General features: G+C 68.7%; 26 protein-coding genes. 10 read left to right on the top strand and 16 right to left on the bottom strand.

Annotated features, from left to right (window positions below):
• Nucleotides 1-32 precede the first annotated feature (32 nt).
• On the top strand, nucleotides 33-425 hold the full coding sequence (locus tag AC5Y7V_RS23905) for a DoxX family protein (RefSeq protein WP_499882512.1): 393 nt from the start codon (nucleotides 33-35) through the stop codon (nucleotides 423-425).
• 2 nt (nucleotides 426-427) lie between these two features.
• Nucleotides 428-1,306, top strand: a complete 879-nt coding sequence (locus tag AC5Y7V_RS23900; protein WP_499882511.1) for a DMT family transporter — start codon at nucleotides 428-430, stop codon at nucleotides 1,304-1,306.
• Here the strand turns inward: AC5Y7V_RS23900 and AC5Y7V_RS23895 are convergent.
• Entirely contained in the window at nucleotides 1,277-1,672 is a 396-nt protein-coding gene (locus tag AC5Y7V_RS23895; protein ID WP_499882510.1) for a bleomycin resistance protein, read from the bottom strand. The two genes, AC5Y7V_RS23900 and AC5Y7V_RS23895, sit on opposite strands and share 30 nt — an antisense overlap.
• A 179-nt stretch (nucleotides 1,673-1,851) precedes the next feature.
• On the opposite strand from AC5Y7V_RS23895, the gene AC5Y7V_RS23890 reads away from it, so the two are divergent.
• Nucleotides 1,852-3,162 (top strand): magnesium transporter MgtE N-terminal domain-containing protein, encoded by a 1,311-nt coding sequence (locus tag AC5Y7V_RS23890; protein WP_499882509.1) that lies wholly within the window; start codon nucleotides 1,852-1,854, stop codon nucleotides 3,160-3,162.
• Nucleotides 3,159-4,802, top strand: a complete 1,644-nt coding sequence (locus AC5Y7V_RS23885) for an NRAMP family divalent metal transporter (protein WP_499882508.1) — start codon at nucleotides 3,159-3,161, stop codon at nucleotides 4,800-4,802. Before AC5Y7V_RS23890 ends, AC5Y7V_RS23885 begins: the two co-directional genes overlap by 4 nt.
• Before the next feature lie 19 nt (nucleotides 4,803-4,821).
• Here the strand turns inward: AC5Y7V_RS23885 and AC5Y7V_RS23880 are convergent, their stop codons facing one another.
• A complete protein-coding gene (locus tag AC5Y7V_RS23880; RefSeq protein ID WP_499882507.1) occupies nucleotides 4,822-5,559 on the bottom strand; it encodes an enoyl-CoA hydratase/isomerase family protein in 738 nt (245 codons plus the stop codon).
• A gap of 203 nt (nucleotides 5,560-5,762) precedes the next feature.
• Complete coding sequence (locus AC5Y7V_RS23875; RefSeq protein ID WP_499882506.1) at nucleotides 5,763-7,064, bottom strand: MFS transporter; 1,302 nt, start codon at nucleotides 7,062-7,064, stop codon at nucleotides 5,763-5,765.
• Between the two features lie 96 nt (nucleotides 7,065-7,160).
• Here AC5Y7V_RS23875 and AC5Y7V_RS23870 point away from each other — a divergent pair, with 96 nt between their 5' ends.
• Nucleotides 7,161-7,883, top strand: coding sequence for a GntR family transcriptional regulator (locus tag AC5Y7V_RS23870; RefSeq protein WP_499882505.1), 723 nt, complete (start codon nucleotides 7,161-7,163; stop codon nucleotides 7,881-7,883).
• Here the strand turns inward: AC5Y7V_RS23870 and AC5Y7V_RS23865 are convergent, their stop codons facing one another.
• Together AC5Y7V_RS23865 and htpG are read right to left on the bottom strand one after the other, a co-directional pair.
• Nucleotides 7,884-8,099, bottom strand: a complete 216-nt coding sequence (locus AC5Y7V_RS23865) for a hypothetical protein (RefSeq protein WP_499882504.1) — start codon at nucleotides 8,097-8,099, stop codon at nucleotides 7,884-7,886.
• A 66-nt stretch (nucleotides 8,100-8,165) separates the two neighbouring features.
• The gene (htpG, locus tag AC5Y7V_RS23860; protein WP_499882503.1) at nucleotides 8,166-10,091 is read right to left on the bottom strand and encodes a molecular chaperone HtpG; all 1,926 of its coding nucleotides are present in this window, start codon (nucleotides 10,089-10,091) and stop codon (nucleotides 8,166-8,168) included.
• Nucleotides 10,092-10,183: 92 nt separating this feature from the next.
• Between htpG and AC5Y7V_RS23855 the strand changes: the two genes are divergently transcribed.
• Entirely contained in the window at nucleotides 10,184-10,804 is a 621-nt protein-coding gene (locus AC5Y7V_RS23855) for a TIGR03085 family metal-binding protein (protein WP_499882502.1), read from the top strand.
• 31 nt (nucleotides 10,805-10,835) lie between these two features.
• Here AC5Y7V_RS23855 and AC5Y7V_RS23850 read toward each other — a convergent pair whose 3' ends face one another.
• The 3 genes from AC5Y7V_RS23850 to AC5Y7V_RS23840 form a co-directional block, all read right to left on the bottom strand.
• Nucleotides 10,836-12,395, bottom strand: coding sequence for a class I adenylate-forming enzyme family protein (locus tag AC5Y7V_RS23850; RefSeq protein WP_499882501.1), 1,560 nt, complete (start codon nucleotides 12,393-12,395; stop codon nucleotides 10,836-10,838).
• Nucleotides 12,392-13,162, bottom strand: coding sequence for an acyl-CoA thioesterase domain-containing protein (locus AC5Y7V_RS23845; protein ID WP_499882536.1), 771 nt, complete (start codon nucleotides 13,160-13,162; stop codon nucleotides 12,392-12,394). Before AC5Y7V_RS23845 ends, AC5Y7V_RS23850 begins: the two co-directional genes overlap by 4 nt.
• Before the next feature lie 145 nt (nucleotides 13,163-13,307).
• The gene (locus AC5Y7V_RS23840) at nucleotides 13,308-14,021 is read right to left on the bottom strand and encodes a VIT1/CCC1 transporter family protein (protein WP_499882500.1); all 714 of its coding nucleotides are present in this window, start codon (nucleotides 14,019-14,021) and stop codon (nucleotides 13,308-13,310) included.
• Between the two features lie 186 nt (nucleotides 14,022-14,207).
• Between AC5Y7V_RS23840 and AC5Y7V_RS23835 the strand changes: the two genes are divergently transcribed.
• Nucleotides 14,208-14,825, top strand: a complete 618-nt coding sequence (locus tag AC5Y7V_RS23835) for a chitin-binding protein (RefSeq protein WP_499882499.1) — start codon at nucleotides 14,208-14,210, stop codon at nucleotides 14,823-14,825.
• 66 nt (nucleotides 14,826-14,891) lie between these two features.
• Here the strand turns inward: AC5Y7V_RS23835 and AC5Y7V_RS23830 are convergent, their stop codons facing one another.
• The 4 genes from AC5Y7V_RS23830 to AC5Y7V_RS23815 all read right to left on the bottom strand — a co-directional run bounded on the left by AC5Y7V_RS23830 (nucleotide 14,892) and on the right by AC5Y7V_RS23815 (nucleotide 17,847).
• A complete protein-coding gene (locus AC5Y7V_RS23830; protein ID WP_499882498.1) occupies nucleotides 14,892-15,812 on the bottom strand; it encodes a TIGR03619 family F420-dependent LLM class oxidoreductase in 921 nt (306 codons plus the stop codon).
• A 5-nt stretch (nucleotides 15,813-15,817) separates the two neighbouring features.
• A complete protein-coding gene (locus AC5Y7V_RS23825; RefSeq protein ID WP_499882497.1) occupies nucleotides 15,818-16,453 on the bottom strand; it encodes a class I SAM-dependent methyltransferase in 636 nt (211 codons plus the stop codon).
• A gap of 55 nt (nucleotides 16,454-16,508) precedes the next feature.
• Nucleotides 16,509-16,805: a hypothetical protein gene (locus AC5Y7V_RS23820; protein WP_499882496.1), complete on the bottom strand. Its 297-nt coding sequence runs from the start codon at nucleotides 16,803-16,805 to the stop codon at nucleotides 16,509-16,511.
• 88 nt (nucleotides 16,806-16,893) lie between these two features.
• Complete coding sequence (locus AC5Y7V_RS23815) at nucleotides 16,894-17,847, bottom strand: GlxA family transcriptional regulator (RefSeq protein WP_499882495.1); 954 nt, start codon at nucleotides 17,845-17,847, stop codon at nucleotides 16,894-16,896.
• 70 nt (nucleotides 17,848-17,917) lie between these two features.
• Between AC5Y7V_RS23815 and AC5Y7V_RS23810 the strand changes: the two genes are divergently transcribed.
• Nucleotides 17,918-19,141: an MFS transporter gene (locus tag AC5Y7V_RS23810; protein WP_499882494.1), complete on the top strand. Its 1,224-nt coding sequence runs from the start codon at nucleotides 17,918-17,920 to the stop codon at nucleotides 19,139-19,141.
• On the opposite strand, the gene AC5Y7V_RS23805 is transcribed toward AC5Y7V_RS23810, so the two are convergent.
• The gene (locus tag AC5Y7V_RS23805; protein WP_499882493.1) at nucleotides 19,134-19,826 is read right to left on the bottom strand and encodes a type 1 glutamine amidotransferase domain-containing protein; all 693 of its coding nucleotides are present in this window, start codon (nucleotides 19,824-19,826) and stop codon (nucleotides 19,134-19,136) included. The two genes, AC5Y7V_RS23810 and AC5Y7V_RS23805, sit on opposite strands and share 8 nt — an antisense overlap.
• Nucleotides 19,827-20,070: 244 nt before the next feature.
• Here AC5Y7V_RS23805 and AC5Y7V_RS23800 point away from each other — a divergent pair, with 244 nt between their 5' ends.
• Complete coding sequence (locus AC5Y7V_RS23800) at nucleotides 20,071-21,078, top strand: YihY/virulence factor BrkB family protein (protein ID WP_499882492.1); 1,008 nt, start codon at nucleotides 20,071-20,073, stop codon at nucleotides 21,076-21,078.
• A 216-nt stretch (nucleotides 21,079-21,294) separates the two neighbouring features.
• Nucleotides 21,295-22,860 carry a PE family protein gene (locus tag AC5Y7V_RS23795; RefSeq protein WP_499882491.1) on the top strand — a complete coding sequence of 522 codons (1,566 nt, stop codon included), beginning with the start codon at nucleotides 21,295-21,297 and terminating at the stop codon, nucleotides 22,858-22,860.
• Between the two features lie 9 nt (nucleotides 22,861-22,869).
• On the opposite strand, the gene AC5Y7V_RS23790 is transcribed toward AC5Y7V_RS23795, so the two are convergent.
• Genes AC5Y7V_RS23790 through AC5Y7V_RS23780 form a run of 3 tightly spaced genes read right to left on the bottom strand, consistent with a single transcriptional unit; the run spans nucleotide 22,870 to nucleotide 25,790 of the window.
• Nucleotides 22,870-23,952, bottom strand: coding sequence for a PDR/VanB family oxidoreductase (locus AC5Y7V_RS23790; RefSeq protein ID WP_499882490.1), 1,083 nt, complete (start codon nucleotides 23,950-23,952; stop codon nucleotides 22,870-22,872).
• 2 nt (nucleotides 23,953-23,954) lie between these two features.
• The gene (locus tag AC5Y7V_RS23785; protein ID WP_499882489.1) at nucleotides 23,955-24,869 is read right to left on the bottom strand and encodes an alpha/beta fold hydrolase; all 915 of its coding nucleotides are present in this window, start codon (nucleotides 24,867-24,869) and stop codon (nucleotides 23,955-23,957) included.
• Nucleotides 24,870-24,881: 12 nt separating this feature from the next.
• Nucleotides 24,882-25,790, bottom strand: coding sequence for a metal-dependent hydrolase (locus AC5Y7V_RS23780; protein WP_499882488.1), 909 nt, complete (start codon nucleotides 25,788-25,790; stop codon nucleotides 24,882-24,884).
• Between the last annotated feature and the right edge of the window lie 15 nt (nucleotides 25,791-25,805).

The following is a 25,805-nucleotide window of genomic DNA, read 5'->3' as shown; positions in this document are numbered from 1 at the left end:
GGCGTCGGCGTCGCACACGACACAATGGGTCGATGACGACCACCCCCCTCGCTGAACGTGACACCACCCGAACGACCGCCTATCGAGTCGCGGCGATGCTGATGGGCATCGGCACCGTGCACTTCCTGGCGCCCAAAATATTCGACGACATCGTCCCGGCCGAACTGCCCGGCGACGCGCGGTTCTATACCTACGCATCAGGCGTGGCAGAGATCGCCGTCGGTGCGCTGCTGATACCGCGGCGCACCCGGCGGCGGGCCGCGCTGGCCGCGGTCGCGCTGTTCGTCAGCGTGTTCCCGGCCAACGTCAACATGTGCCGCCTGTGGTGGGACAAGCCGTGGCCGATGCGCGTCGCCGCGCTGGCCCGGCTGCCACTTCAGATTCCGATGATCACCACCGCGCTGAAGATCAGGCGCAACAGCTGATCGTGGGCAGGACGGGCATCGCGGCGCTGCTCGCGATCGGGGCCGCGTTCATGATCGGCATCGGCGACGTCCTCGAGCAGCGATCCGCGCAACAGGTCACCGACAAGCCGGTCGGCACCTTGGCGCTGTTTCGCCGGCTGCTGCGCGACCGCCGATGGTGGACGGGCAGCCTGGTGGCCGCCGCCGGGTTCGGGTTGCAGGCCGCGGCGCTCGGTCTGGGGTCGGTGGTGCTGGTGCAGGCGCTGTCGGTGACTTCCCTGCTGTTCGCGCTGCTCATCAGCGCGGTGACCAATCACCGCAAAATCACTCGGTGGCAAGGGATCTGGGCCGTGCTGCTCGTCGCCGCGGTCACGGTCGTCGTCACGGTCGGCAACCCGCAGGCCGGAATCCCCCGCGGGTCGGTCCGGACGTGGATCGTCGTGGGCCTGATCATCGGCCCGTGCCTGTTCCTCTGCGTGATCGGCGCCCAGATGTTCTCGGGGTGGGTCAGCGCTTTACTCCTCGGGGTGATGTCGGGTTCGCTGTGGGGCGTCTTCACGGTCTTGACGAAGGGCGTCGTCGACCAGCTCGGGCACGGCGTCCCCGCGGTGCTGCGCGCACCCGAGTTGTACATCTGGGCGGTGCTGGGCCTCGCGGCGACGGCGTGGGAGCAGTCGGCGTTTCGGGCCGGCTCGCTCACCGCCTCGCTACCCGCGGTGACCGTCGCCGAACCCCTCGTCGGATCGGTGCTGGGCGTCACCGTGTTGGGTGAGACGTTGAGCACCAACCGCATCGGCATGGTCGCGCTCGGCGCGTCGGTCGCGGTGATGATCGCCGCGACGGTGGCGCTGGCGCACAGCCAGGCGTCTGAGTCAGACGTCCGGCGAACCGATCCGGTGTAGCGTCCCATCGGGATCGACGTAGGCGAATTCCCGTAAACCGTAGTCGGTTTCCTGCGGTTCAATCAGGCGGCCGGGCAGATTTTCCAGCGCCGCCCATTCCGCGTAGAGGGCGTCGGCGTCGCCCACGTAGAGATACACACTGGCGGCGGTGCGCAGCGGGTCATGCTCGTCCCACTCGGTGAGGTGCATCGAGACCGACCCGCGGTCGACGAACCCGTAGCGCTCCGGGCCCTCGTAGGCGCGCGCGTCGAAGCCGAGTGTGCGATAGCGGTCGAGCGCGACGTCGAGGTCTTTGACGGGGACGATCGGGGACACGGAGTTGAACGCGATTTCGGGCACACCACAGTGTGCCAGCGGTCCGGCCATATCCCGATGGCCACCAGCCGTTTACCCGTTGGCTGTAGCTGTGCCCCGCGTCGGCGGCGTACGCTCTGGCGGCCGAACCGGTCAAGCCACGATACTTGCGCCATCACCGAACCTGGTTGTAAGCCGCACCCGCAGATGGCATCCTGCGGTCGACTGTCGCACAGCGTTGAGGAGGACAAGTGAGCACATCAGAGCAGGCGAAGCCCCGCGGTGAGCTGCCGGTGATCCATCTCTCCGAGCTGCTGCGCGCACCGATCGTGGCCCGCGCCGGTGAGGCCGTCGGCCGCGTCGAGGACGTGATCGTGCGCCTGCGCGGCGCGGACGACTATCCGGCGGTGACGGGGATCGTGGCCGGGGTCGGCGGGCGTCGGGTGTTCGTCGGCACCAAATCCATCGAAGAGTTCGCCCCCAAACGAATCATCTTGACCAAGAACAAAGTTGACCTCCGCGGCTTCGAGCGCCGCGACGGCGAGGTGCTGTTGCGCGCCGACGTGCTGGGCCACCGGCTGATCGACGTGGCGGCCGCGGATTTGGTGCGCGCGTATGACGTCGAGCTCGAGGACACCGGCTCCGGGTGGGTGGTTGCGCGGCTGGACACCCGCCGGCCACCGACGTTGTTCGGGCTGATTAGGCACTCCGGCGGGCACGCGGCCCGCGACTGGAAGGCGTTCGAACCGCTGATCGGCCACGGCGGCTCCGACGCCGTGCGGCGCCTGTCGGACCGGTTCGGCGAGTTCAAGCCCGCCGAGATCGCCGACCTGCTCGAGGAGGCCGACAAGGCCGAGGGCGGCGAAATCCTCGACCGGGTGCACAGCGACCCGGAACTGGAAGCCGACGTGTTCGAGGAGCTGGACCCGGACAAGGCCAGCCGGCTGCTGGACGGCATGCCCGACGACGAGGTCGCGGCCCTGTTGGGCCGGATGCGCGCCGACGATGCCGCCGACGCGATCGCCGACCTGCGCCAGTCGCGGCGGCGGCGCGTGCTGGAACTCATGCCCGGCCCGCAGCGCACCAAGGTGATCACGCTGATGGGGTTCAACCCGGAAAGCGCCGGCGGGTTGATGAACGTCGACTTCGTCTCCTGCGCGGCCACCGCGACCGCGGGCTCGGCGCTGGCGCTGATCGCCGCCGCCTCCAACGTCCAGCCGGAGGCGTTGGTCAAGGTGCACGTCCTGGACGAGGGCGGGCGGCTGGCCGGTGTGGTGTCGGTGATCACCCTGCTGCAGGCCGACGCCGCCGAAACCGTTGGAGCACTGATGGATTCCGATCCGGTCTGCGTCAGCGCCGACGCCGATCTGACCGACATCGCGCTGTTGATGGCCGACTTCAACCTCTACTCCATCCCCGTCGTCGACGACGAGGACCGCGTGCTCGGGGTGGTCACCGTCGACGACGTCCTGGAAGCGACCATCCCCGAGGACTGGCGCCGCCGCGAGCCCGCCCCGCGTCCGTTCCGCGAGATCACCCAACCTGGAGCCGAGACACCGTGACGTCCAGCGCCGACGAGACCGCCCGACCCACGGCGCCCAGCGCTGTGCTCGACACCGCGCATCTGGGCGACATCGAGGGCGCGTTCGGGCGCATCAAACTCAGCGATAGCGACCATTCGCGGACGTGGAAGACCCGCTTGCTGACGCTGCTGGCGATCGTCGGCCCCGGCATCATCGTGATGGTCGGCGACAACGACGCCGGCGGGGTCGCCACCTACACCCAGGCCGGCCAGAACTACGGCTACTCCCTGTTGTGGGTGCTGCTGCTGCTCATCCCCGTGCTCATCGTCAACCAGGAGATGGTGGTGCGGCTCGGTGCGGTCACCGGGGTCGGTCACGCCCGGCTGATCAACGAGCGCTTCGGCCGCGGCTGGGGCTGGTTCTCCGTCGGCGACCTTTTCCTGCTCAACTTCCTGACCATCGTCACCGAGTTCATCGGTATCACTCTGGCCGCCGACTACATCGGCGTGTCCAAATACGTCGTGGTCCCCATCTCGGCGGTGGCGCTGATCGCCATCATGGCCAGCGGCAGCTTCCGGCGCTGGGAGCGGGCCATGTTCATCTTCATTGCCGTCACCCTGCTGCAGATCCCGATGCTGCTCATGTCGCACCCGCAGTGGGTTCACGCGGCGAAGTCGTTTGTGGTGCCCAGCATCTCGGGCGGGGTGAGTTCCGACGCGGTGCTGCTGATCATCGCCATCGTCGGCACCACCGTCGCGCCCTGGCAGCTGTTTTTTCAGCAGTCCAATGTCGTCGACAAACGGATCACGCCGCGGTTCATGGCCTACGAGCGCGCCGACACCGTGATCGGGGCCTTCGTCGTGATCGTCGGCGCCGCGGCCCTGGTGATGACCGGCGATTGGGCGGCGCGGTCGACCAACACCGTGGGCGGCTTCTCCGACGCCGGGGCCATCGCCCACCTGCTCGGCCAGCACAGCGCCACCCTCGGCGCGTTTTTCGCCATCGTGCTGATGGACGCGTCGATCATCGGCGCGGCCGCGGTGACGCTGGCCACCAGTTACGCCTTCGGCGACGTCTTCGGCCTCAAGCATTCGCTGCACCGCGGGTTCGCCGACGCCAAGCAGTTCTACCTGTCCTACACCGCGATGGTGGCGCTGGCCGCCGCCATCGTGCTCATCCCCGGCGCGCCACTGGGTTTGATCACCACCGCCGTGCAGGCCCTGGCCGGACTGTTGTTGCCCAGCGCCAGCGTGTTTCTCCTGTTGCTGTGTAACGACCGGGAAGTGTTGGGGCCCTGGGTCAATCGGCGCTGGCTAAACTGGGTGGCCGGGCTGATCGTCGGCATCCTGCTGTTGTTGTCCGGGATCCTGATGGCCACCACCCTGTTCCCCCACATCGACGTCGTCGCCGTCGCCGGCTACCTTTCCCTGGCGCTGGTCATACTCGCCGCCGCCGCGGTGCCGGTGCTGCGCTGGATGTCCCGCAGCCAGCCCGCGCCACCGGCCCCGAAGCCGCCGGCCCGTCCCGTCGACCGCAACACCTGGCGGATGCCACCCTTGACCCTGCTCGAACCCGTCACCTGGTCCCCCGGCACCCGGCTCGGCATGATCGCCCTACGCAGCTACCTGGTTGTCGGCGCGCTGCTGCTGGTCGTCAAGGCCGTCCAGCTCGGCCGCTGACCACCCACCGCTGCAGCGGTCACGAGTCGGGCGTTGTCGACCGGGGACCCACCGGTCCCACCAGGAACTCGTCGAAGACCGCGTCGTGCTCCACCGCGAAGGCCTGCTCGAACGTGGCGCTGGGGCTGCTGACCAGGTATCGCTTGGTGCATTCGATGGCGGCCTGGGGGGCCTCGATGATGGTGCGCGCCATCGCCAAAGCGTCGTCGAGCGCGCACCCGGGCTCGCTGAGGCTGTTGACCAGACCGATGCGCAACGCCTCGTCGGCATCGATTCGCCGCCCGGTGAGGCACAGGTCGCGCGCGATGCCCACGCCGACGATCCACTGCAGCGGCGTAAACAGCGGCGGCGCACCGAATTTGATCTCGGGATGCCCGAATACCGCATTGACCGAGGCGATCCGGAAGTCGCACAGCACGCAGAGGTCCAAGCCGCCGGCCACGGCGGGGCCGTTGATCGCGGCCAGCAGCGGCTTGGGAAAGCGCCACACGGTGAGGTGATAGCGATGCGAGCTATCGCGGATGGTTCGTGCGAGCTCGGCCTGCGCGAACTCCTCGAGATCGAAGCCGGCGCAAAACGTCGATCCCGCGCCGGTGAGCACGACCGCGCGGACGGCCGGATCCGTGGCCCAGGTATCGAGCTGATCGCTGATCTCGTCGCGCAGCTTGATCGATAGGGCGTTGCGTCGCTCCGGTCGGGCCAGGGTCAGAGTCGCGACGCCGTCGTCGGCTACATCCGTGACAATGTCGCGGCTCATCGCGCCTCCAAGTTGGATGTTCGAGCAACGAGTACGTGCCTAAGCTACGCCTCGCCTTCGGTGATGCCCGCGATCATCAGTGGGACCACCAACGCGGCGACCGTGATGATCGCCGAAAAGGGCGCCGATCTGATCAGGGGCCTCCGGTCCCCCCGACGGAACGTAGGCTGCTGACCGGGACGCGGGGTCCGGGGTCGCTGCCCCTATTGGGGCAGCGCCTCGCCCCGCGTCTCGGGTGCCAGCGGGATGACGAAAAGCCCGATGACGAACGCGATGGCCGTCAGGGCAACGGGCAATCCCAGGGTGTGCAGGTGCAGCACCGCGGCGCCGAGCAAGAAATTCACGCCCGCGCCGACGAAGCGGCCGAACGAGGTGCAGAACGCGAACGCGGTCGCGCGCACGCGCGTCTCGAACTGCTCGGGCAACCAGAGGCTGAAGATGGCGAAGTTGCCGCCGAAGAACCCGAGCACGAAAAGCCACGCGATGAACGGCGCGAGCCCATTGGGCAGATAGAACGCCCAACCGAAGCTGCCAGTGATCGAAACGGCCATACCCGCAAAGTAAATCGCGAGTGTCTTGCGGCGCCCGATGCGCTCGGAGAGGATCGGCACGACCAGACATCCCAAGATGGTGCCGATGGACAGCAGGCCCGTGGCCCAGGACGCGGTTCTGGTTGCGTCGGCCTTGCCGAGACCGGCGTGCTGCGCCAGCTGAATCACGGCGGTGGGTTCGTAGACGGCGCCGGCCCACAGGCCCACGATCGCGATCGTCAGCAGCGCGCACGCCACCCAGGTTCGCCGCCGGTAGCGCGCGCCGAGAATCTCGCGCAGCGGGTTCACGCGGACCGTGGGCTGAGCCTCCAGCTTCTCCCACTTCTCGGTTTCCTTAACCCGCGTCAAGATCAGGATCGCGACGACGACCGGCACCGCACCCGTCAGAAACATTGCCCGCCAGCCGAAGTGGACCCCGATCGTGTAGTTCAAGGCCGCCGCCAGGAAGAATCCCGCGTAGTAGCCGGTCTGCAAATAGCCCGCCCCCATCTTGCGCCGGTCCTCGGGCCACGCCTCGGCCACGTACGTGCCCGCCAGCGCCCATTCGCCGCCGATGCCGACGCCCGCGATGAAGTGGAAAATGGCCAGCTCCCATACGTTTTGCGCCGCGGCCGACAGCCCGGTGAAGATCGCGAAGGTAAAGATGGTCGCGGCCAGCACCTTGGTGCGACCGAACCGGTCGGCGATCGGCCCCCAGATGAACGACAGGCCCCAGCCCACCAGGAACAGGGCAAACAGAATCGAGCCCGCGAGACCGACGTTGGTCGACGTCGCGGCGAAACCCGAACGCGGCAGCAGCTCGGTCAGCGCGGGCGCGAGCACGAGCGCGTAGATGAACGAATCCATTCCGTCGAGCGTCCAGCCCGTCCATGCGCCCCAGAATCCCGCGATCTGCGAGCGGTTGAGCGGGGTGCGACGCCTGGTGAGACTTGCCGGCTGCGTCGTCGACGTCATCTGGCCTCCGTTGACACGGGTGGAACGGCTATCGGAATTCGCATTGGCGCGAGCCGGCTATCGGCCGACCAGCATCATATTGTATATAATATAGTGATGAGCGTAACAGGCCGGTCCGCGTCGGACAATGCGTTGAGCGCGCTACCCACCGCGCTGTCGCTGGCCGAACGGGGCAGCACGTCACGGTTGATCGCCAACGCGCTGCGCGCCGCGATCGTCGACGGCACGCTGGCCCCGGGCGCGCCGCTGCGCCAGGACGCCGTCGCGCGGCACTTCTCGGTCAGCGCGATCCCGGTGCGTGAGGCGCTGCGCCAGTTGGAAAGCGAAGGCTGGGCCAAGGTCGAGCTGAACAAGGGGGCGACCGTCGCCCCGCTGTCGGCCGACGAGGCCCGCGAAGTCTACGAAATGCGCGCCGCCCTGGAGAGCCTCGCGATCGGGCTGGCGATTCCCGCTCACACCGCGGCCACCCTGCGCCACGCCGAAACGCTGTGCAAGGAGGCCGCGGCCGAAACCGAGCCGTCGCTTTACGTTGCGCGCAACGAGGCCTTTCATATGAGCCTCTACGAGCCCGCCGGGCGGCCACAACTTCTCGCGCTGATCGGCATACTGCACGAGCGCGGCGAGCGCTACCTGCGGCTCAAGTTCGGGCTGCCGTCGTACAAGGGAGAGTCCGACCGCGAACATGCGGCGTTGCTCAAGGCCGTGCGCCGGGGCGACGTCGAGCGCGCGCAGTCGCTGGTCACCAACCACCTGCTGGGCACCGGCAAGCTGCTCCACCGGGTGCTTGACGAAAGCCCGGCGGAAATGTCGCGTCGGTGATCAGCGCCTAAAGGGGCGACGGCTGGCCGGGGCGGTGAAGCCCTCGGTGTCATCGAAGAATGCCCACTGCCCCGCGTCGTCGACCTCCATGCGCCAGCCCAGCTCGGTGCTGCCGGCGACGGCGTCGGTGAACCACGCGTATGCGGCGTCGGCGCTCTCGAAGGTCTTCGTCGCCACAATCCCGCCATGTGGGTCGATGATCCGGAACTTGGCCATGCGAGGTGAATATCCCTTCCAGGCGGTATTCAATCGCATTAAACGCCCGCTGGCCACCGGAAACGCTCAGACCGTGCGCGCCAAACGCTGCGCGAGCAGCTCGGCGAACCGTGCCGGATCGTCGAGCGCCCCGCCCTCGGCGAGAAGCGCTGTGCCGTAGAGCAGTTCGGCGGTCTCGGCGACCGATGGGTCATCGGCGCGGTCCTTGTGTGCGTCCCGGAGGCCGGTTACGAGCGGATGGTGCGGGTTGAGTTCGAGGATCCGCTTGCCCACCGGAACGTCCTGCCCGGTGGCGCGGTAGAGGCGCGCGAGGGTCGGTGTGATCCCGAAGGCGTCGGTGATCAGGCAGGCCGGCGACTCCGTCAGGCGCGTCGACAGCCGCACGTCCTTGACGTGCTCGCTCAGGGTCTCCTTCAGCCAGGTCAGCAGGTCGGCGAACTCCTTTTCCTGCTCCTCGCGCTCGGCCTCGCTCTTACCCTCCTCGGAGTCGAGGTCCACCTCGCCCTTGGCCACCGACTGCAGCGGTTTGCCGTCGAACTCGTCGACCACCCCCACCCAGACTTCGTCGACGGGGTCGGTCAGAAGCAGCACTTCGTAACCCTTGGCCTTGAAGGCCTCCAAATGCGGTGACTTCAGGAGCTGCTGGCGTGTCTCGCCGGTGGCGTAGAAGATCTGCTGCTGACCTTCCTTCATCCGCTCCACGTACTCGGCCAGGGTGGTGGCCTCCTCCTCGCTGTGGGTGGAGGCGAACGACGACACCTGCAGCAGCATGTCCTTGTTGTCGGCGTCGGACAGCAGGCCCTCCTTGATGGCCCTGCCGAACTGGGTCCACAGGGTGCGGTAGTCGTCCGGCCGCTCGGACTGCAGCTCCTTGATCGTGGACAGGACCTTCTTGGTCAGGCGGCGACGGATCGCCTTGATCTGGCGGTCCTGCTGCAGGATTTCGCGAGACACGTTGAGCGACAGGTCCTGTGCGTCGACGACGCCCTTGACGAAGCGCAGGTATTTCGGCAGCAGCTCGTCGCAGTCGCCCATGATGAACACGCGCTTGACGTAGAGGTGGATCCCGGCGTCGGAGTCGCGGTCGAACAGGTCGAACGGTGCGCGCGACGGGATGAAGAGCAAGGCCTGGTACTCGAAGGTGCCCTCGGCCTTCATCGCGATGACCTCGAGCGGGTCATCCCACGCGTGCGCGATGTGCTTGTAGAACTCGTTGTACTCCTCGGCGGAGACCTCCTCCTTGGGCCTGGCCCACAGCGCCTTCATCGAGTTGAGCGTTTCGGTCTCGATGGTGACGGTCTCTTCGCCGCCCTCTTCGTCCGAGGGGGTGCGTTTCTCGACCTCCATCCGGATGGGCCAGGCGATGAAGTCGGAGTACCTCTTGACCAGGTGCCTGATCTTCCACTCCGCGGAGTAATCGTGCAGCTCGTCCTCGGCGTCTTCGGGCTTGAGGTGCAGGGTGACCGAGGTTCCCTGCGGCGCGCCCTCGACCGATTCGATGGTGTACGTGCCCTCGCCGCTGGACTCCCACCTGGTGGCGTCGCTCTCGCCGGCCTTGCGGGTCAGCAGCTCGACCTTGTCGGCGACCATGAAGCTCGAGTAGAAGCCGATGCCGAACTGGCCGATCAGTTCCTCGGACGCGGCCGCATTCTTGGCCTCCCGGAGCTGCTGGCGCAGCTCGGCGGTGCCGGACTTGGCCAGCGTGCCGATCAGGTCCACCACCTCGTCGCGCGTCATCCCGATGCCGTTGTCGCGGACCGTGAGCGTTCGTGCGCTTTTGTCGACGTCGATCTCGATGTGCAGATCGGAGGTGTCGACGTCCAGGTCCTTATTGCGAAACGCCTCCAGGCGCAGCTTGTCCAGCGCATCGGAGGCGTTCGAGATCAGCTCCCGCAGAAACGAGTCCTTGTTGGAGTAGACCGAGTGGACCATCAAATCCAGCAGTTGCCGGGCCTCGGCCTGAAACTCCAACTGCTCGACACGCGCGTTCATGGCACTCCCTGCACTTTCCTTCCGGACACGACGCTGCAAATTTACCGAGATGCGGATGGTCTGCGCCCACGGGCTGGCCCTACCCTGAACCCATGTCCGTTGCTCAGCGCGAACGCGCCGCCCTCGTCGCGACCATGCGGGCCGTCGGCCCCGAGGCGCCCACCCTGTGCGAGGGCTGGAAGACGCGAGACCTGGCCGCCCACCTGGTGATCCGGGAGTACCGGCCCGACGCCGCCGCGGGCATCATGATCCCGTTCTTCGCGGCACACACCGCCAAGGTGCAGGAGGAGGCGGCCACGAAGAACGACTGGGACGAGCTGGTGGACAAAATCGCGTCCGGACCGCCCGTCTACTCGCCGTTCATCCTGCTCGACCCCGTGGCCAACGTCGCCGAGATGTTCATCCACCACGAGGACGTGCGCCGAGCGCAGCCGGCATGGGAGCCCCGCGTGCTGGAACAAGGGATGTGCCGGGCGCTGCGCCGCACGCTGTCGCTGATGGCCCGGGTCACGCTCGGGAAGGTCCCGGGCCGGGTGGCATTGCGCACGCCCGGCGGAAAGACGGTGCTGACGGCCGGGTCGGGCCCGGCGGTCGTGGTGACCGGTCCGCCCGAGGAGCTGCTGCTGTTCTCCGTCGGCCGGGAGGCGCGGGTCGAGTACGACGGCGACGCGGCGGCGGTGCAAGCGGTCCGCGACGCGCCCAAGGGGTTGTAGCCGAGTCGGAAACTTGATCGCGGATGCGCCATCAGGTTTGTAGACGACCGGTGGCGAACGCCTCGCGCAGCTCTTTCTTGACCACCTTGCCGAACTGATTGCGCGGCAGCGCGTCGACCACCACCAGGCGCTCGGGGTGCTTGTAGCGGCTCAACCCTTGCGAACGGCAATGCTGCACAAGCGATTCCAACGACACGTCGTCGCCTGAAGCCGATACCACCACGGCGCAGACGCGCTCGCCGGTGCGCGGGTCGGGCACCCCGATGACGGCAACATCGGCGACGGCGGGATGGGTGGCCAGCGCGTTTTCGACTTCCAGGGCCGAGACGTTCTCCGCGTTGCGGATGATCGCGTCCTTGATCCGCCCCGTGACGCGCACGTTGCCGTCAGCGTCGATCAGCCCGAGATCGCCTGTGCGCAGCCACCCGTCGGCGTCGAACGCGTCGGCGTCGAGCGTGGCGTCCGCGTAACCGAGAAAGCATTGGGGTCCCTTGAGCCGCAGCTCGCCCTCATGCCCGGCGGGCAATTCGGTTCCGCCGTCGCCGACGACCCGGACGCTGACCCCCGGCCCCGGCGCGCCGACGGTGTGGTCGAGCACCTCCGGCGTGCCCGCCAGCGGCGGTGAGGTCGCCACCGGGAATTCGGTGAGTCCCCACGCGTTGGCGATGCCCGGCACGCCGAAGGTCCCGCGGACCTGGTGTCCCAGCTCGGCGGTGATCGGCGCGCCGCCGGCGATGCAGCCGCGCACGGAGGGGTACAGCGGCCGGTCGCCGTGTTTCAGTTGGGCCTCGAGGAACGCCAGGAAGAACGGTGTCGCCATGCCCAGGAATGTCGGGTCGTGCGCGGCGATGGACAGCGGGGTGGTGGCGGGGTCGAACACCTCGAACAGCGCCAACCGCATCCCGGTCAACAGGCCGGCGGCCAGCATCACGGCACCGCCGATGTGCGCGAACGGAAAGGCGACGGGATCCACGTCGCTGCTGGTGATTCCCATCTTTTCCACCAGCCCCGCGGCGGGGGCCATCACCGACGCATCGGTATGGCGAATCCCCTTGGGGGCCGCGGTGGTTCCCGACGAGTAGTAGATCCATCGCGCGCCGGCGCTCCGTCGCGGCGGCGGCCCGAGGGCGTCGGCGCTTGCGCGGGGCAGCCGGAGCTCGCCGGCCGCGGGCGGCGTCGCCAGGTCAACGGTGATGACGCGAAAGCCGCGATCCGCGGCGAGGGCCCGCGCCAGCCCGCCGTAGTCGAATCCGTGCCAAAACTCGGGCACCACAAAGAATTCCGACGACAGCTGCGCGGTGATGAAGCCAACCTCGTGCTCACGCAGTATCGGGATGATCGGGTTTTGGACGGCCCCGAGTCGCGCCAGCGCAGCCATGACAACCGCGGCCTCGAGCGTTGTCGGCAGCTGCCACGACACCACGGTTCCCGCGCCTATCCCCCGTTCGGCGAACGCGGCCGCCGTCGCGCACGCCGCGTCGTGGAACTGACGGGCGGTGAGGCTGCGGCCGAACTCGTCGGCGAGCAGCGGCCGGTCGGATCCGCGCGCTGCGGCCGCGGCGATCAGCGCCCAGTAGGTGACGTCGTTCATCCCGTCGGCGGCTTGAACCCGGAGTGCGCGATGGCGACAGACACGGAGCTGCCTATCGGGCCCTGGTGGTCGACGAGGACGGCCGACCCGGTGGCGACACCGTCGTGGCTGTAGTGCGTGAGGGAGGCCAGGCCGATGTGGGGCCCTTCGGGCAATCGGGTCAGCGTGAGGGTGTAGTCGACGTTGATGAACTGCAATCCGTTTGTGCCCCAATTGGCGAGCGATGCCGTGATGTCGGCGGACATTGCGGCGCGGGTGAAGGCGCTGAGCGGTTCGCCGTCGATCAGCGAGCGCGTGTCATGCAGCCAGGTGTATTTCGGTCCGAAGGTATCGGCCCACTCGGCGTCGGGGTTCTGAATCTCGGTGCCCCAGCCGTAGGTTCGCATGAAAAGCGAGGGCGCGGGACCGTCGTCGATCGGTAGCGGCGGCATCTGCACGGCCGGAGACCACACGTCCCCCTCGGGCTGTGGGCCGCGCCGCAGAAACAACGCGCTCCCCCGCGCGACGGGGGCGCCGCGCTGGGTGAGGACGGTCTCGACGAGCCGCAATCGCCGGCGGTCGTGATGCACCTGGGTGTGCACCTCGATCGGTTCCAGCAGCGTCGGCGCGGGAAGGTCGACGGTCAGCCGCGCGGGTTGCAGTTGCGGATCGTCCACCGCGCGTTCAGCGGCCCACCCCAAGAGCCCGCCCACGACGTGACCGCTGAGTGACGGGCCCCATCCGCCCCGCGCGATTCCGTTTGGCACGAAACGGTTTTCGTCGCGCAAAAAATAGGGTTCCTGCGCCTCGGCATCGGCGGCATCGGGCGCGATCTTCGTTTCGGTCAAAGCGCGACCCCTTCTCGTCAGGACGGCAACAGTTGATATTACAGTTTCTTTTTCCAGTCCCGACGTGCGGCGGCCGCCGAGATGATCACGCGATCGCGGCGCCGACCAGGTGCCCGATCGCGTAGGTGACCGCCAATGCGAGCCCGCCGCCGATGACGTTGCGGGCCACCGCCCGGCCCTGCGGCGCGCCGCCCAGTCCGGCGGACACCGCCCCCGTGATCACCAGGGCCAGGAGCACCGCGACGACGGTGGCCGGGATCCTCCAGGCCGTTGGCGGCACCAGGATCACGATCAACGGCAACAACGCGCCAACGGTGAACGACAGCGCCGAGGACAGCGCCGCTTGCCACGGATTGGTCAGCTCCTCGGGATGGATCCCCAGTTCGACCTCGGCGTGGGCGACGAAGGGATTGTGGTCGGTGAGCTCCTCGGCCACGGTGCGCGCGGTCGCGGGTGACAGCCCTTTGGCCTCGTAGAGCTCGGCGAGCTCGTCCAGTTCGGCGGCCGGATCGTCCTGCAACTCCTGCATTTCCTTGGTCAACAGCGCCTGCTCGGTGTCGCGCTGGGTGCTGACCGAGACGTATTCGCCCAGTGCCATCGATACGGCCCCGGCGGCCAGCCCGGCGATTCCGGCGGTCAAGATCGGGCCGCGTTCCACCGTCGCCGCCGCGACGCCGACCACGATGCCGGCGGTGGACACGATGCCGTCGTTGGCGCCAAGGACCCCGGCGCGCAACCAGTTCAGCTTGGACGACACCGAGCCCACATGGGGTTCGGCGGGGTGGGAGGTAGTCGACACGTCCGCAACGATATACGTGAAAACCCCGCCCGACCAGCAACTATAGCCTCGCCATACCTAGCGCAGGCTTGCCTTATGTCCCAAAAGTTCTGCTGGGTCGCATCACAGCGGATCCATAGATGGGCTATCTAGCCTGTGGTTGTCGGGGGGTTATTAGGTACTCACTTTTGGATTAGGTGAAGGACTATGAAATTCAAGCAATTCATTGCGGGGGGAACGATCGTCGGCGCTCTTGGCGCCGCCGCCCTGGGCATGGGCGCCGGTTCGGCCTTCGCCGCACCGGGACAGCCGCCGGCTCCCCCGGGTAACCACGGCGGCCCGGCCCCGGCAGATCACCGCCCGGCCGGACCGAACGATCCGGGCGGACCCGGGGGCCCGGGCGGCCCCGGCGGGCCGGGTGGTCCCGGTGGCCCGGGTGGACCCGGTCACCCGGGCGGACCCGGCGGCCCCGGTGGGCCTGGCGGACCGCCACCCGATCACCCGGGCGGACCGGGCGGCCCGGGCGGACCCGGCTTCGATCACCCCGGCGGCCCCGGCGGCCCGGGTGGACCGGGCGGACCGGGCGGCCCCTGGCGCGGCGATCCGCACCGCGGCTACTTCCACGGCGCGCCGTGGGGGGACGGGCCCGCACCCTGGGGCTGGGGTGAGCCACCGCGGCCGGCGTGGGACAGGCCCCTGCCGCCGCCAGGCGGGCCGTGGGGTTATGGCCCCGTCAACTACTACGGCTACAACGAGACGCCCATCTGGGATCCCGGCTTCAACCAGTGGGGCTTCTGGTTCTTCGGGGTCTGGATTCCGCTGTAACGGTTCGACCCGCACCATGCCCGCCTCGCCAGTCGGTGGGGCGGGCATCGGCGGGATCGCTTGCGTTCAGGCGACTTTGGGTTTGATCTCCTCGATGACCCACTGGGCGTAGTCGAGGTACTCGTCGACCCCGCGGACGGAGGGCACGGGCACCGCGCTACAGGTCACCCCCTGCTCGGCGAGCCAATTCAGCCGGTCGACGATCTCCTGCGCGCCGCGGCCCGGACGGGAGTCCGGATCGTTGACGACGCGGTGTCCCTCACCGACCCGCGTCGTGCCCAGCCCGTGCATGACCTCGAACGGGCGCCCGTCGTAGGCGGGTTGACTCTTGATGAACTCGACGCGCTCGGCGATCTTTTCGGGCGGGGTCAAAAACGGCCACCAACCGGAGGCGAATCGGGCGGCACGCTTCAGCGCAGCATCGGCGTCGCCTCCGATCCACACCGGAAGGTGCGGCTTCTGAACGGGTTTGGGCTCGAAGGCCATGTCCCGGAACGACACGTAGCTTCCCTCGAAGCGGGGCGAGTCGCTGGTCCACAGCTCGATGATGGCCTCGAGATACTCGTCGGCGATGCGGCCGCGTTCCCGGAAGGGCACCCCGAGGAAGTCGAATTCGGGCTCCAGCCAACCGATTCCGAACGTCACCAGCATGCGCCCGCCGCTCATCCAGTCGGCCGTCGCGAGCGCCTTCGCGAGCACGATCGGGTGCTGCAGCGGCAGTATCGTCACACACGAATTCAGCCGGATTCTGTCGGTGGCGCCCGCGAGGTAGGCCTGCGCGACCGTCGAGGACAGGTAATGCGGGCCCGACAGTTCCACATGGTCGGTAGGGATGACGAAATGCTCGGGGATCGCGATCATGTCGTAGCCCATCGCGTCGGCGCGCTTGGCGATTCGGGTCTGGTCGGCGCCGGAGACGCCGGCCTCCCAGGGCCGGGTGATCGCCTTGAGGCGCAGCATGTGCGGCAGCGGGAAGGCGAACTTCATTTGGGCTAGCTCTTGGTCCCGACGGTGATCAGGTCCGAAACGAGCCGCGTCCACACCGGTCGCTGGATGCGGTGCTGATCGCTGATCGTGAATCCGGCGTCTTCGAACAGGCTCCGCATCTCGGCCGGCGACGCATTGTGCTGTGGCTTCCACCGATTGGTCGCGGCCGACTGCAGCAGCGGTTGGCGCGTGCTCAGGGCCGAGACCGCGGCGAGCCCGCCCGGGGCCAGCACGCGATGGAATTCGCGCAGCGCGGCCGCCTGGTCGAAGAAGTGAAACGCCGACGTGGTCACGACGGCGTCGAGCGCGCCGTCGGCAAAGGGCAACTGCTCGGCCGGGCCGCGCCGCCACTGCACCCGGCTGGACCGGGCGCGCGCCTGGGCGAGCATGCCGTCGGACATGTCGACGCCGTAGATCTCGTCGGGATGCAGTTCGCGCTCGATCCGATCGCTGAGAATGCCCGTGCCGCAAGCGACATCGACGATCTTGCGACAGTTGTGGGCGCGCAGCTGCGCGATCACCTCGTCGTGCGGCGGGCGGTACACCCACCGCTGCAGAAACGGGAGGTCGTAGGCCGGGGCGAGGAAGCTCCACATGCGGGTGACCGCGTCGTTGAGCCCGCGGCGCTGAGCTGACGTCATCCGCCCAGTATGAACGTGCCTTAGCCGCCGTGGGTCGTTGGTGTGCGCGTGCTGGTCAGTGCCGGCCGGGTCCGCCCGGCCCGGCAGGGCTGCCCGGTAAACCGGGCCCTCCGGGGCCACCCGGTCCGCCCGGTCCACCGGGGCCACCCGGTCCCCCAGGTCCATTCGCGGTCGGAAGCCAGAACACGCATTGATTCAGGTCGGCGCTCCACACCCACCCCGGCGCGCACGGCGGCGGATCGTCGGCCCTGCCGATCGCCGGCGCGGTGATGGCGATCGCCGGCAATCCCGCCAGCGCGAGCGCGAACGCCCCGATCGCGCAACGCGTTCGAAGATGCCTTGCCTCGCTCATGTCGGTCCTCCTCCTGCCCGCTCCCTCGATGCCCGTTAAACACTGATTAAATCGCTGCGCGCGTTCGTGTAGCGGCGTTTTCGCAATTTCAGGGACTCGCCGTGGTGAACGTCCGGCGATAGGCATCCGGAGTGGTGGCGAGCGTGTCGCGGAAGTGCCGTCGCAGCGTGGCGGCGCTGCCGAAGCCGCAGTCGGTGGCGATGCGTTCGATGGGTAAGTCGGTGGTTTCCAGGAGCTGTTGCGCGCGTCGTACGCGCTGGCCGTTCAGCCAGTCGAGGGGCTTGCTTCCGGTGCGCGTAACGAGTTGTCGGTGAAGGGTTCTGACACTCACACCGGAGCGGCGGGCGAGCCCTTCGACGGTCAGGGGTTCGTCGAGATGCGTCAGCACCCAATCCATCGTGTCGCCGACGACGTCATTGCTCACGGTCTCCGGAATCGGGGTCGCGTACTGGCGTTGGTGCCCCTCGCGGTGCGGCGGCGCCACCAGCCGTCGCGCGACCTGATTGGCCACCGCCGCGCCGTAATCCTGTCGCACCATGTGCAGGCACAGGTCGGTGCCGGCGGATTTCCCCGCCGAGGTGAGGACGTCGCCCCCGTCGACGTACAGGGCCGCCGAGTCCACCCGGATTCGCGGATAGCGCTCGGCAAGCGTGCCGGCGTGCATCCAGTGGGTTGCGGCGCGCCGGCCATCGAGGAGACCCGCCGCCGCAAGCACGAAGGCGCCGGTGCAGATGGACGCGATCCGGGCACCCCGCCGCGACGCCCGCCTGATCGCGTCGACCAGGTCGCGCGGCGGTTCCAGGGCCTCGTCGTGGCAGGCCGGGACGATGACCGTGTCGGCGGAAACGAGGTCCGCGTAGGTGTAGGGCGTCGCCGCCGTGAACCAGCGGTCCACCCGTGCGCCCTCGAATGGGCTGCACACCCTCAGCTCGTACCAATCCCCCGCCAGGTCCGACCGGTCGGTGCCGAAGATCGCGCACGGCGCCGCGAGCTCGAAGATCGGCACCTGGTTACTCAGCGCGATCGCCACAACGTGGGCCATGACCGAAATTGTACGATTTGTGTCATATCGGCCACTGGTGGGTCGCCGCCACCGGACGGATGCTGGGCGCATGACTCAGAGAACCGTCTCGAAGGACTGGCTACGGCCCGCCCTCGCGGTCGCGGCGATCGGTTGGGGCGCAAACCAATTCGCGCCGCTGATCGTGCTGTATCAGCAGCGCGGCGTCTCCGTCACGGCGACGGAGGTGATGTTCGGGCTCTACGCGGTCGGGCTGGTCCCGGCGCTCATGGTGGGCGGTCGCTGGTCGGATCGCGCCGGGCGGCGCGTCGTGGTGCTGGCTGCTTTGGTGGTGTCGCTGGTCGCCTCGGCCGTCCTGATGGCCGGTTCGGCGTGCCATGGGCTGCTGTTTCCGGGGCGGCTGCTCGCCGGGATCAGCAGCGGCCTGGCGTTTGGCACCGGCGCCGCGTGGATCCGGGAGTTGTCGTCGACGGAGGTTCACCACCAGGCGGGGGCCCGGCGCGCGACGATCGCGATGACGATCGGCTTCGGCGGGGGCCCATTGGTCGCCGGGCTTGTCGCACAGCATGTTTCGCGTCCCGAGCTGTGGCCGTACCTGCCTCAGATCGCGCTCTCGGTTCTCGCGCTCTTCGCGGTGCACCGGGCTCGCGGCGAGGCCCCCGTCGCGCCTAGGGCGAGCGCCGAACGCCGTGCCGAGCGCGACGAGTCGCTATGGATGCACTTGCTCGTCGTGTCGGCGCCGTTCGCGCCGTGGGTATTCGGGACCGCCGCGATCGCATTGGCCTACCTGCCGGCGCTGGTCGCGGACCGGGCCGGTTCGCAACCGTTGACCTTCGCCGCGGTCGCGACGGCCATCCCGGCGCTGGCCGGGGTGATCGTTCAGCCGCTGGCCGCTCGCCTGCGCCCCAACGCCCGAACCGGCCTCCTCGCGCCGGCCATGCTGATCGCCGTCGGCGCGCTGGTCGTCGCCGTGTGGGCCGCAATCGCGGCGACCGTGTGGGCGGTCCTGACCGCCGCCGCGGTGCTGGGCGCCGCGTACGGCGTCACCCAGTTCGCGGGTCTGGCCGACATCCAACGCGTCGCCGAGCCGGCCCGGCTCGGGGTCGCGACGTCGGCCTATCAGGCGTTGAGCTACCTGGGATTTGCACTGCCGTACCTGCTCACCCTGAGCCACGCGCAGCTCGGCTGGTCCCCGGTGACGGGGTTGTGCGTGGTGTTGGCGACCGCGCTGGCATCGCTGCTGTGGCTTCGCGTCGGGGGGCGCCGGGGCAGCGCCGACGTCGACGACCGGGCGCTGGAGTCCGCGGCTACGTGAGGACTTTGAGCAACTCCTGGGCAAGCGGGCCGGCCGAGGCGGGGTTCTGCCCGGTGTACAGGTTTCGGTCGACGACCGTGAACGGCTGCCAGATCTCGCCGCGGACGAAGTCGACGCCCATCTTGACCAATTCGTCCTCGGCCGTCCACGGCGCCTTCTCGCGCAGGCCGACGGCGTCCTCCTCGTCGTTGGTGTAGGCGGTGACCCGGTAGCCGGCGAACGGCGAGACACCCTTGCGCCGGGTGGCCAGCATCGCCACCGGCGCATGGCACACGATGGCCAGGGGCTTACCCGACGCGAGCGCGGCGATGAGCAGACGCCCCGAATCGGCGTCCTGCCACAGGTCCTCCATCGGCCCGTGACCACCGGGGTAATAGACCGCGTCGTAGTCATCCAAGCGGGCAGCGGCCAGTTCGATTGGCCTGCGCAGTTCTTCGGCCGATCGCAGGATTTCCTCGAGCTGGCGGGCGATCTCTTCGCTGCCGGCCATCGAGGGACGCAGGCTCATCACGTCGACGTATGGGACCACGCCACCTGGAGTGGCCACGACGACCTCGTGGCCGGCCCCGCTGAGCGCGCTGTACGGGGCGGCGAACTCCTCGGCCCAATAACCCGTCGGGTGCCGGGTCCCGTCGCTGAGCGTCCAGAAACTTGTTGCGGTCATGACAAACAGGACTTTGGCCACCAGCCGATCCCTCCGTTTGATTCGGCGAGCACACCGACGGGAGGAGTCTATGTGGTACTGCGGCCGACGGCAATCGCCGGCACCGCCGATTACGAATCCCTTGTGCGGCAACGTAATCGCGGTCAGCTACCGGTCCTTCTCGCCGGCCTCAGGACTGAGTGGGTTGATCCTCCACGAATCTGGGTATGACCTGCTCATCCCATCGATTGGGTGTCGGCTTTTTGCAGAGACGAAGTGAGCACGGATGGTCGGCTGGCTGGACAGGCTGCAACGGCGGAACCGCCCCGTCGGTGTGGTGATCGCCGTGATCTACAAGTACCTGGACGACCAAGGCGGCTATCTGTCCGCCCTGATCACCTACTACGGGTTCGTGTCGCTGTTTCCGCTGCTGCTGCTGATGACCACGGGGCTCGGGGTGGTCCTGGCCGGACGGCCCGATCTGCAAGAGCAGGTGCTGCACAGCGCGTTGAGCCAATTCCCGGTCATAGGAAGCCAATTGCATCAACCCGAGGGGCTGAGCGGCGGGACGGTCGCCGTGCTCGTCGGCGTCGTGGGCGCCCTCTATGGCGGTCTCGGCGTCGGTCAGGCGGTGCAAAACGCGATGGATTCGGTGTGGGCGGTGCCAAGGAACAAGCGACCCAACCCGATTCGTTCACGCCTGCGCAGCCTGCTCCTGCTGGTTGTCCTCGGCTCGGCCGCCCTGACGGCCACCGCGCTGTCCGCGGTGGGCCGGGCCACCGGATCGCTGGGGATCCTCGGCGAGATAGGCGCCACCCTCGCCGCCGTCGCGATCAACGGGTTGATCTGCCTGGTGGCCTTTCGCGTGACCACCGCGCGACAACTCACCTACCGCCAGGTGTGGCCCGGAGCGCTTGCGGCGGCGGTCATTTGGCAGATTTTGCAGCGGTTCGGTGCCGGCTATGTCGCGCACACCGTGAAATCGTCCAGCGCCACCAACAGCGTCTTCGCGCTGGTGCTGGGGCTACTGGCCTTTCTTTATCTCGTGTCGACGACGCTGGTGCTGTGCGCCGAGATCAACGTGGTCCTCGTCGAGCGCCTGTACCCGCGCGCGCTGCTCACCCCCTTCGTCGACGATGCGGATCTCACCGAGGCCGACCGCAGGACCTACTCCAAGAAGGCAAAAGCGGAGCGCGTCAAGCCCTTTCAGCGCGTCAGCGTCAGGTTCCGCGACCTCACCCGCAAGGGCACCCGCCCGCGGACGCCGACCATCGGCGGCCGGCCCGCCGGCTGATCGGCGCCACGCCGCAAGTTCGCCAGCCCGCTGCGCAGCCGGGGCGGCATGGCGTGCGTCGACGGCGTGCCCGAAAACTCGAATCGATCAAGTCACCGGTTAAAAGTCCAGGTTGAAACGCCGGAACCAGATGCGCTGCCGTGATAAGCTTTGCGCTCCCGAGACTGAAAAGAGCTGTTTTCAAAGCTCGCAAAAGATTTGCCACGGAGGACGGAGATGTCATACCTCATCGCGGCGCCCGAGGCGATTGCCGGGGCGGCGACGGACCTCGCCCAAGTCGGTTCCGCGCTCCGCTCGGCCAACGCGGCAGCGGCGGCCACGACGACGCAGATGCTGGCCGCGGGCGCTGACGAGGTGTCGGCGGTGATCGCGGATCTGTTCGGGGCGCACGGCCAGGCCTATCAGGCGCTCAGCGCGCAGGCCGCCGCGTTTCACAGCCAGTTCGTGCAGGCCGTGAATGCGGGCGCGGGGGCGTATACAGCGGCCGAGGCGGCCAACGCCTCGCCGTTGCAGACGCTCGAGGATGACCTGCTGGCCGTGGTCAACGCGCCAACGCAGGCGCTGCTCGGCCGCCCGCTAATCGGCGACGGCGCGAACGCGCCCGCGGGTAGCGGGTTGAACGGCGGCGACGCCGGGATCTTGATCGGCAACGGCGGCAACGGCGGGTCCGGTGCGGCGGGGACCGGGCAAGCCGGCGGTAGCGGCGGCGCCGCCGGCCTGCTGTGGGGCCGCGGCGGCGACGGCGGGGCCGGCGCGAACAATCCCGCCCCCGGCTTTTCCGGCGGCAACGGCGGCAACGGCGGCATGGGTGGGCTGTTCGGCGGCGGCGGCAACGGTGGCGCCGGCGGCGCCGACGTGGCCCTCAACGGCGGCGGCGGCCGTGGCGGCAACGGCGGCAACGCCTTCGGGATCTTCACCAACGGCGGCAACGGCGGCGCGGGTGGCGACGGCATCCATGTCAACGGCGACGGCGGCACCGGCGGCAGCGCCCTTTCGTTGGTCGGCAATGGCGGCACCGGTGGCCCCAGCGGAACCTTGGGTGTTACCAACACAGCCCCCACCGGCGTTGGCGGCAACGGCGGCAACGCCGGGCTGATCGGCAACGCCGGAAGTGCCGGAGTGGGCGTGAACTCCGGCGGCCTGCCCGGCGCCACCTACTTCGTCGGCAACGGTGGCAACGGCGGGACGTCGCAGGGCGGCGGCAACCCGGGATTCTTCTTCGGCAACGGCGGCAACGGCGGACCCGGCATGGACTTCGCCGCCTTTGGCGGCGGACACATCGTCGCCGCTCCCGGCCCGGGCGCGGGTGCCGGCCTGATCGGCAGCGGTGGCGCCGGGGGGAGTTCGACGCGCCTCGCCGGTGCCGACGGGGGGAACGGCGGGTTCCTGTGGGGCAACGGCGGCGCCGGCGGTAACGGCGGGGACCCGCTAGTGCCTTTCGAACCCGGCTCAGGCGGAGGTAACGGCGGCGCCGCGATCGGGCTGTTCGGCAACGGCGGCGCCGGCGGTCACGGCGGAAGCGCGATCGCCGGGGGCAATCAGGACGGCGGCCCCGGCGGTGCCGGCGGCCGCAGCGGCCTGATATTCGGGGACGGCGGTCGCGGCGGCGACGCGGGCAGCCCGAGCGGCACGCATTTCGGTGTCGGAGGCGCCGGTGGGAACTCGGTGCTGATCGGCAACGGCGGCAACGGCGGCAACGGCAATCCGGCCGGCGCGGGTCACGGCGGCCCGGGCGGCCTGCGCGGGCTGCTGTACGGCACGACGGGAACGACCGGGTCGTAACCCGCGCCGTCAGGCGTCGATCACCACGCGATCACTTTTCGCCCGGGAGACGCAGACCAGCATTTCGTCGTCGCCCTCCGCGGTGCGCCCCCGGCGATCGACGTCACCGGCCAGCACCTTGACCTTGCAGGTTCCGCAGAACCCCTGCTGGCACGAATACGGGGTCGCCGGCTCGCTGTCTAACATCGCCGCGAGCGCCGAGCGGTTCGCCGGCACGCTGAGCACCCGCTTCGATCGCGCCAGTTCGAGCTCGAACGGGACACCGTCGACGACAGGCGGCGGGCTGAACCGCTCGTAATGCAGTGGCGCCGCGACGTATTCGTCGCGGGCCGCACGAACCGCTTCGAGCACGGCGGTGGGCGCGCAGACATACACGGCCGTCTTCGGGCCCGCGCCGGCCAGCAGCTCGTCGGTGGTCGGGAAGCGGCCCCGCTCGTCGTCGGCCCACACGGTGACTCGGTCGGCGTCGACCGCCAGCACCTCGTCCAGCAGCGGCATATGGAAGCGGCCCTTGCCGGCATAGATTGCGCGCCAATTGATTCCGTGCTGCTGGGCCAGCCGGATCATCGGCAGGATGGGCGTCACTCCGATTCCTCCGATGACGAACAAAACGTCAGGCTCGTCGGTGACGAGATAGAACGCGTTGCGCGGGCCTTCGAACTCCAGCGTGTCGCCCACATCGAAGGTTTCGTGCATCTCGATGGAACCGCCGCCACCGTCGGCGATCCGGCGCACGGCGATGCGGTAGTCGGTGCGGCGCCCGGGCAGCCCGCACAGCGAATACTGCCGGCGGCGCCCCGAAGGCAGCCGAACATCGATGTGCGCCCCCGGCGTCCAGGACGGCAGCAGTCCGCCGTCGGGGTCGGCCAACGTCAACGCGACTACGTCGGGCGTGAGCGGCTCACGCCTGATGACCGATGCGGTGATGGTCCGCTGCACCGGCGATATCCGCGAGGGCGTCCATCGCGACGCCGACGCGAAGCCGCCGAACAGCGTGCCCACACTCCACAGCGCCGTGTAGCTCCGGTCGCGCCGGCGGCGTCCGTAGAGGTCGGCGGGCCTGCTGCCCCAAATGCTCTGTGACACGGTCATCCTCACGCCCCGCGGGTTTCTCGGCGATCGGTAACCTGGTCGACCCACTCGCCGGTGAACCGGGCGATGACGTCGGGGTGCGAGGCCACCACCCAATGCCCGCCCTCGATCGGAAGGACCCGCCCGCCGGCGGGAATCGAGCCGGTGAACCGCTGCAGGGCAGGCGTCACGAAGTGGTCCTGGCGCGCCACGAGCACCTGCACCGGTACGGTCGTCCGCGGCAGCCGCGCCCCGGGCGCCAGGATCGGCCCGGGCATGTTGGCGCGATAGAGGTTGAGCCCGTTGAGGTAGTCGTCGATCGACCGGAGCGGCGCGGCACGACGCGGGCTGTCCGCGCTCGAGCGGCCGATGCGTTCAACCGTCCCAAAGACTTTCGCGGTGGCGCCGGAGCGGATCGCTAATTCCGGCACAACCGGGCACAGGAAAAACCAGATGTACCCGGACGCCAGGAACTGCCTCAGCACGTCGGCCACCCCGCGCGGCGTGCGCGGCGACCGCAAAAACCGGCCCGCGTAGTTCAGGTGCGGGCCCGAAATCGATGTATAGGAGGCAACCTTGGCCATCACCGACTCGGCGGTGATGGCCGCCCAGCCCTGGATCGAGCCCCAGTCGTGACCCAGCAGGTGCACCTCGCCCACGCCCAGGCTGTCGATCACCGCGCCGACATCGGCGGCCAGCTGGGTGAGCCGATACCCGGATCGGTCTGTCGGCGTTGATGATTCGCCGGCCCCGCGCACATCGTAGGCCACCACGTTGTAGCGCCGGCGCAGCTTCTCCGCGACCCCGTCCCACACGTGGTGGTTGTCGGGGTAGCCGTGGATGGCGAGGACGGTCGGGCGCCGCGCGTCGATGTCGGTGTAGGCGTGTACGGCAAGCGAAACGCCGTCGGAGGCGGTTACGTTGATGGACTGAGTCATTCGCCGCTCACCTCAGTGCGACGCCCGTGCGGCGGGTGACCTGGCCAGGTAGTCGACCGCGCGTCCCACGCCACCCAACTGGGAAGGATGGAAGCTCGGCTTGTAGTACGCGCCGACGACCCCCAGGAACTCGAATGGGCCGGGCACCAACCCCCGTCGCGCCGCGCGGAAGTAATCCCGCCAGCGCGGCTTGGTCCCCGGCGGCAGGTTTGGGTCGACGGAGTACATGAACCGGACCCCGCGGATGAACAACCACAACAGCGCCGGCGTCACCAACAGCTGGGTACGCACCTGCCGCCAGTACCCTGCGCGCAGGTGCTTCATGGTGTCGAACGCGACCGCTTTGTGTTCGACCTCCTCCGCGCCGTGCCAGCGCAGCAAGTCCAGCATCACGGGGTCGGTGCCCAACGCGTCGTGTTGCGGGGTGTCGAGAATCCATTCACCCAGGATGGCGGTGTAGTGCTCGAGGGCCGCCACCATCGAAACACGCTCGAGCAACCAGCTTTCCCGTCGCCGCCGGCTCCACCGGGGCCGGTCGCCGATGAGCCGCTGAAACAGCCAGGCCATCTGGTCGGTGAACGGTGTCACGTCGACGCCCTTGGCCGCGAAGTGCCCGAGGACACCCGAATGCGCCTGGGAATGCATCGCCTCTTGGCTGATGAACCCCTGCACGTCCAGCCGCAGCTGATCGTCCTTGATCAGCGGCAGGGTGCTCTTGAACGCCTCGACGATGAACTCCTCGCCCGCCGGCAGCAGCAGGTGCAACACGTTGCAGAAGTGGGTGGTGAACGGCTCGTTCGGCACGTAGTAGAACGGCAGCTTGCCCCAGTCGAATTCGACGTCACGCGCCTGCAGGACGATCCGCTCGTGATCGAGAGACGCGTCGTGCGGGCCCGTCGCCTGGTCGTCGACCGTGAACATGGTGGACCCCCCTGC

The sequence above is a fragment of the Mycobacterium sp. NGS34 genome (assembly GCF_059812845.1).
Note: the sequence above shows the minus strand (reverse complement) of the source record. Positions and strands in the feature narration are given on the sequence as shown.

What these genes read in the sequence shown, in the direction of transcription:
- AC5Y7V_RS23905 (WP_499882512.1), top strand. Translation starts at nt 33, where the DNA reads ATGACGACCACCCCCCTCGCTGAACGTGACACCACCCGAACGACCGCC.
- AC5Y7V_RS23895 (WP_499882510.1), bottom strand. Translation starts at nt 1,672, where the DNA reads ATGGCCGGACCGCTGGCACACTGTGGTGTGCCCGAAATCGCGTTCAAC.
- AC5Y7V_RS23880 (WP_499882507.1), bottom strand. Translation starts at nt 5,559, where the DNA reads ATGAGCCGCGACATTGTCACGGATGTAGCCGACGACGGCGTCGCGACT.
- AC5Y7V_RS23875 (WP_499882506.1), bottom strand. Translation starts at nt 7,064, where the DNA reads ATGACGTCGACGACGCAGCCGGCAAGTCTCACCAGGCGTCGCACCCCG.
- AC5Y7V_RS23870 (WP_499882505.1), top strand. Translation starts at nt 7,161, where the DNA reads ATGAGCGTAACAGGCCGGTCCGCGTCGGACAATGCGTTGAGCGCGCTA.
- AC5Y7V_RS23865 (WP_499882504.1), bottom strand. Translation starts at nt 8,099, where the DNA reads ATGGCCAAGTTCCGGATCATCGACCCACATGGCGGGATTGTGGCGACG.
- htpG (WP_499882503.1), bottom strand. Translation starts at nt 10,091, where the DNA reads ATGAACGCGCGTGTCGAGCAGTTGGAGTTTCAGGCCGAGGCCCGGCAA.
- AC5Y7V_RS23855 (WP_499882502.1), top strand. Translation starts at nt 10,184, where the DNA reads ATGTCCGTTGCTCAGCGCGAACGCGCCGCCCTCGTCGCGACCATGCGG.
- AC5Y7V_RS23850 (WP_499882501.1), bottom strand. Translation starts at nt 12,395, where the DNA reads ATGAACGACGTCACCTACTGGGCGCTGATCGCCGCGGCCGCAGCGCGC.
- AC5Y7V_RS23835 (WP_499882499.1), top strand. Translation starts at nt 14,208, where the DNA reads ATGAAATTCAAGCAATTCATTGCGGGGGGAACGATCGTCGGCGCTCTT.
- AC5Y7V_RS23830 (WP_499882498.1), bottom strand. Translation starts at nt 15,812, where the DNA reads ATGAAGTTCGCCTTCCCGCTGCCGCACATGCTGCGCCTCAAGGCGATC.
- AC5Y7V_RS23825 (WP_499882497.1), bottom strand. Translation starts at nt 16,453, where the DNA reads ATGACGTCAGCTCAGCGCCGCGGGCTCAACGACGCGGTCACCCGCATG.
- AC5Y7V_RS23820 (WP_499882496.1), bottom strand. Translation starts at nt 16,805, where the DNA reads ATGAGCGAGGCAAGGCATCTTCGAACGCGTTGCGCGATCGGGGCGTTC.
- AC5Y7V_RS23815 (WP_499882495.1), bottom strand. Translation starts at nt 17,847, where the DNA reads ATGGCCCACGTTGTGGCGATCGCGCTGAGTAACCAGGTGCCGATCTTC.
- AC5Y7V_RS23810 (WP_499882494.1), top strand. Translation starts at nt 17,918, where the DNA reads ATGACTCAGAGAACCGTCTCGAAGGACTGGCTACGGCCCGCCCTCGCG.
- AC5Y7V_RS23800 (WP_499882492.1), top strand. Translation starts at nt 20,071, where the DNA reads ATGGTCGGCTGGCTGGACAGGCTGCAACGGCGGAACCGCCCCGTCGGT.
- AC5Y7V_RS23795 (WP_499882491.1), top strand. Translation starts at nt 21,295, where the DNA reads ATGTCATACCTCATCGCGGCGCCCGAGGCGATTGCCGGGGCGGCGACG.
- AC5Y7V_RS23790 (WP_499882490.1), bottom strand. Translation starts at nt 23,952, where the DNA reads ATGACCGTGTCACAGAGCATTTGGGGCAGCAGGCCCGCCGACCTCTAC.
- AC5Y7V_RS23785 (WP_499882489.1), bottom strand. Translation starts at nt 24,869, where the DNA reads ATGACTCAGTCCATCAACGTAACCGCCTCCGACGGCGTTTCGCTTGCC.
- AC5Y7V_RS23780 (WP_499882488.1), bottom strand. Translation starts at nt 25,790, where the DNA reads ATGTTCACGGTCGACGACCAGGCGACGGGCCCGCACGACGCGTCTCTC.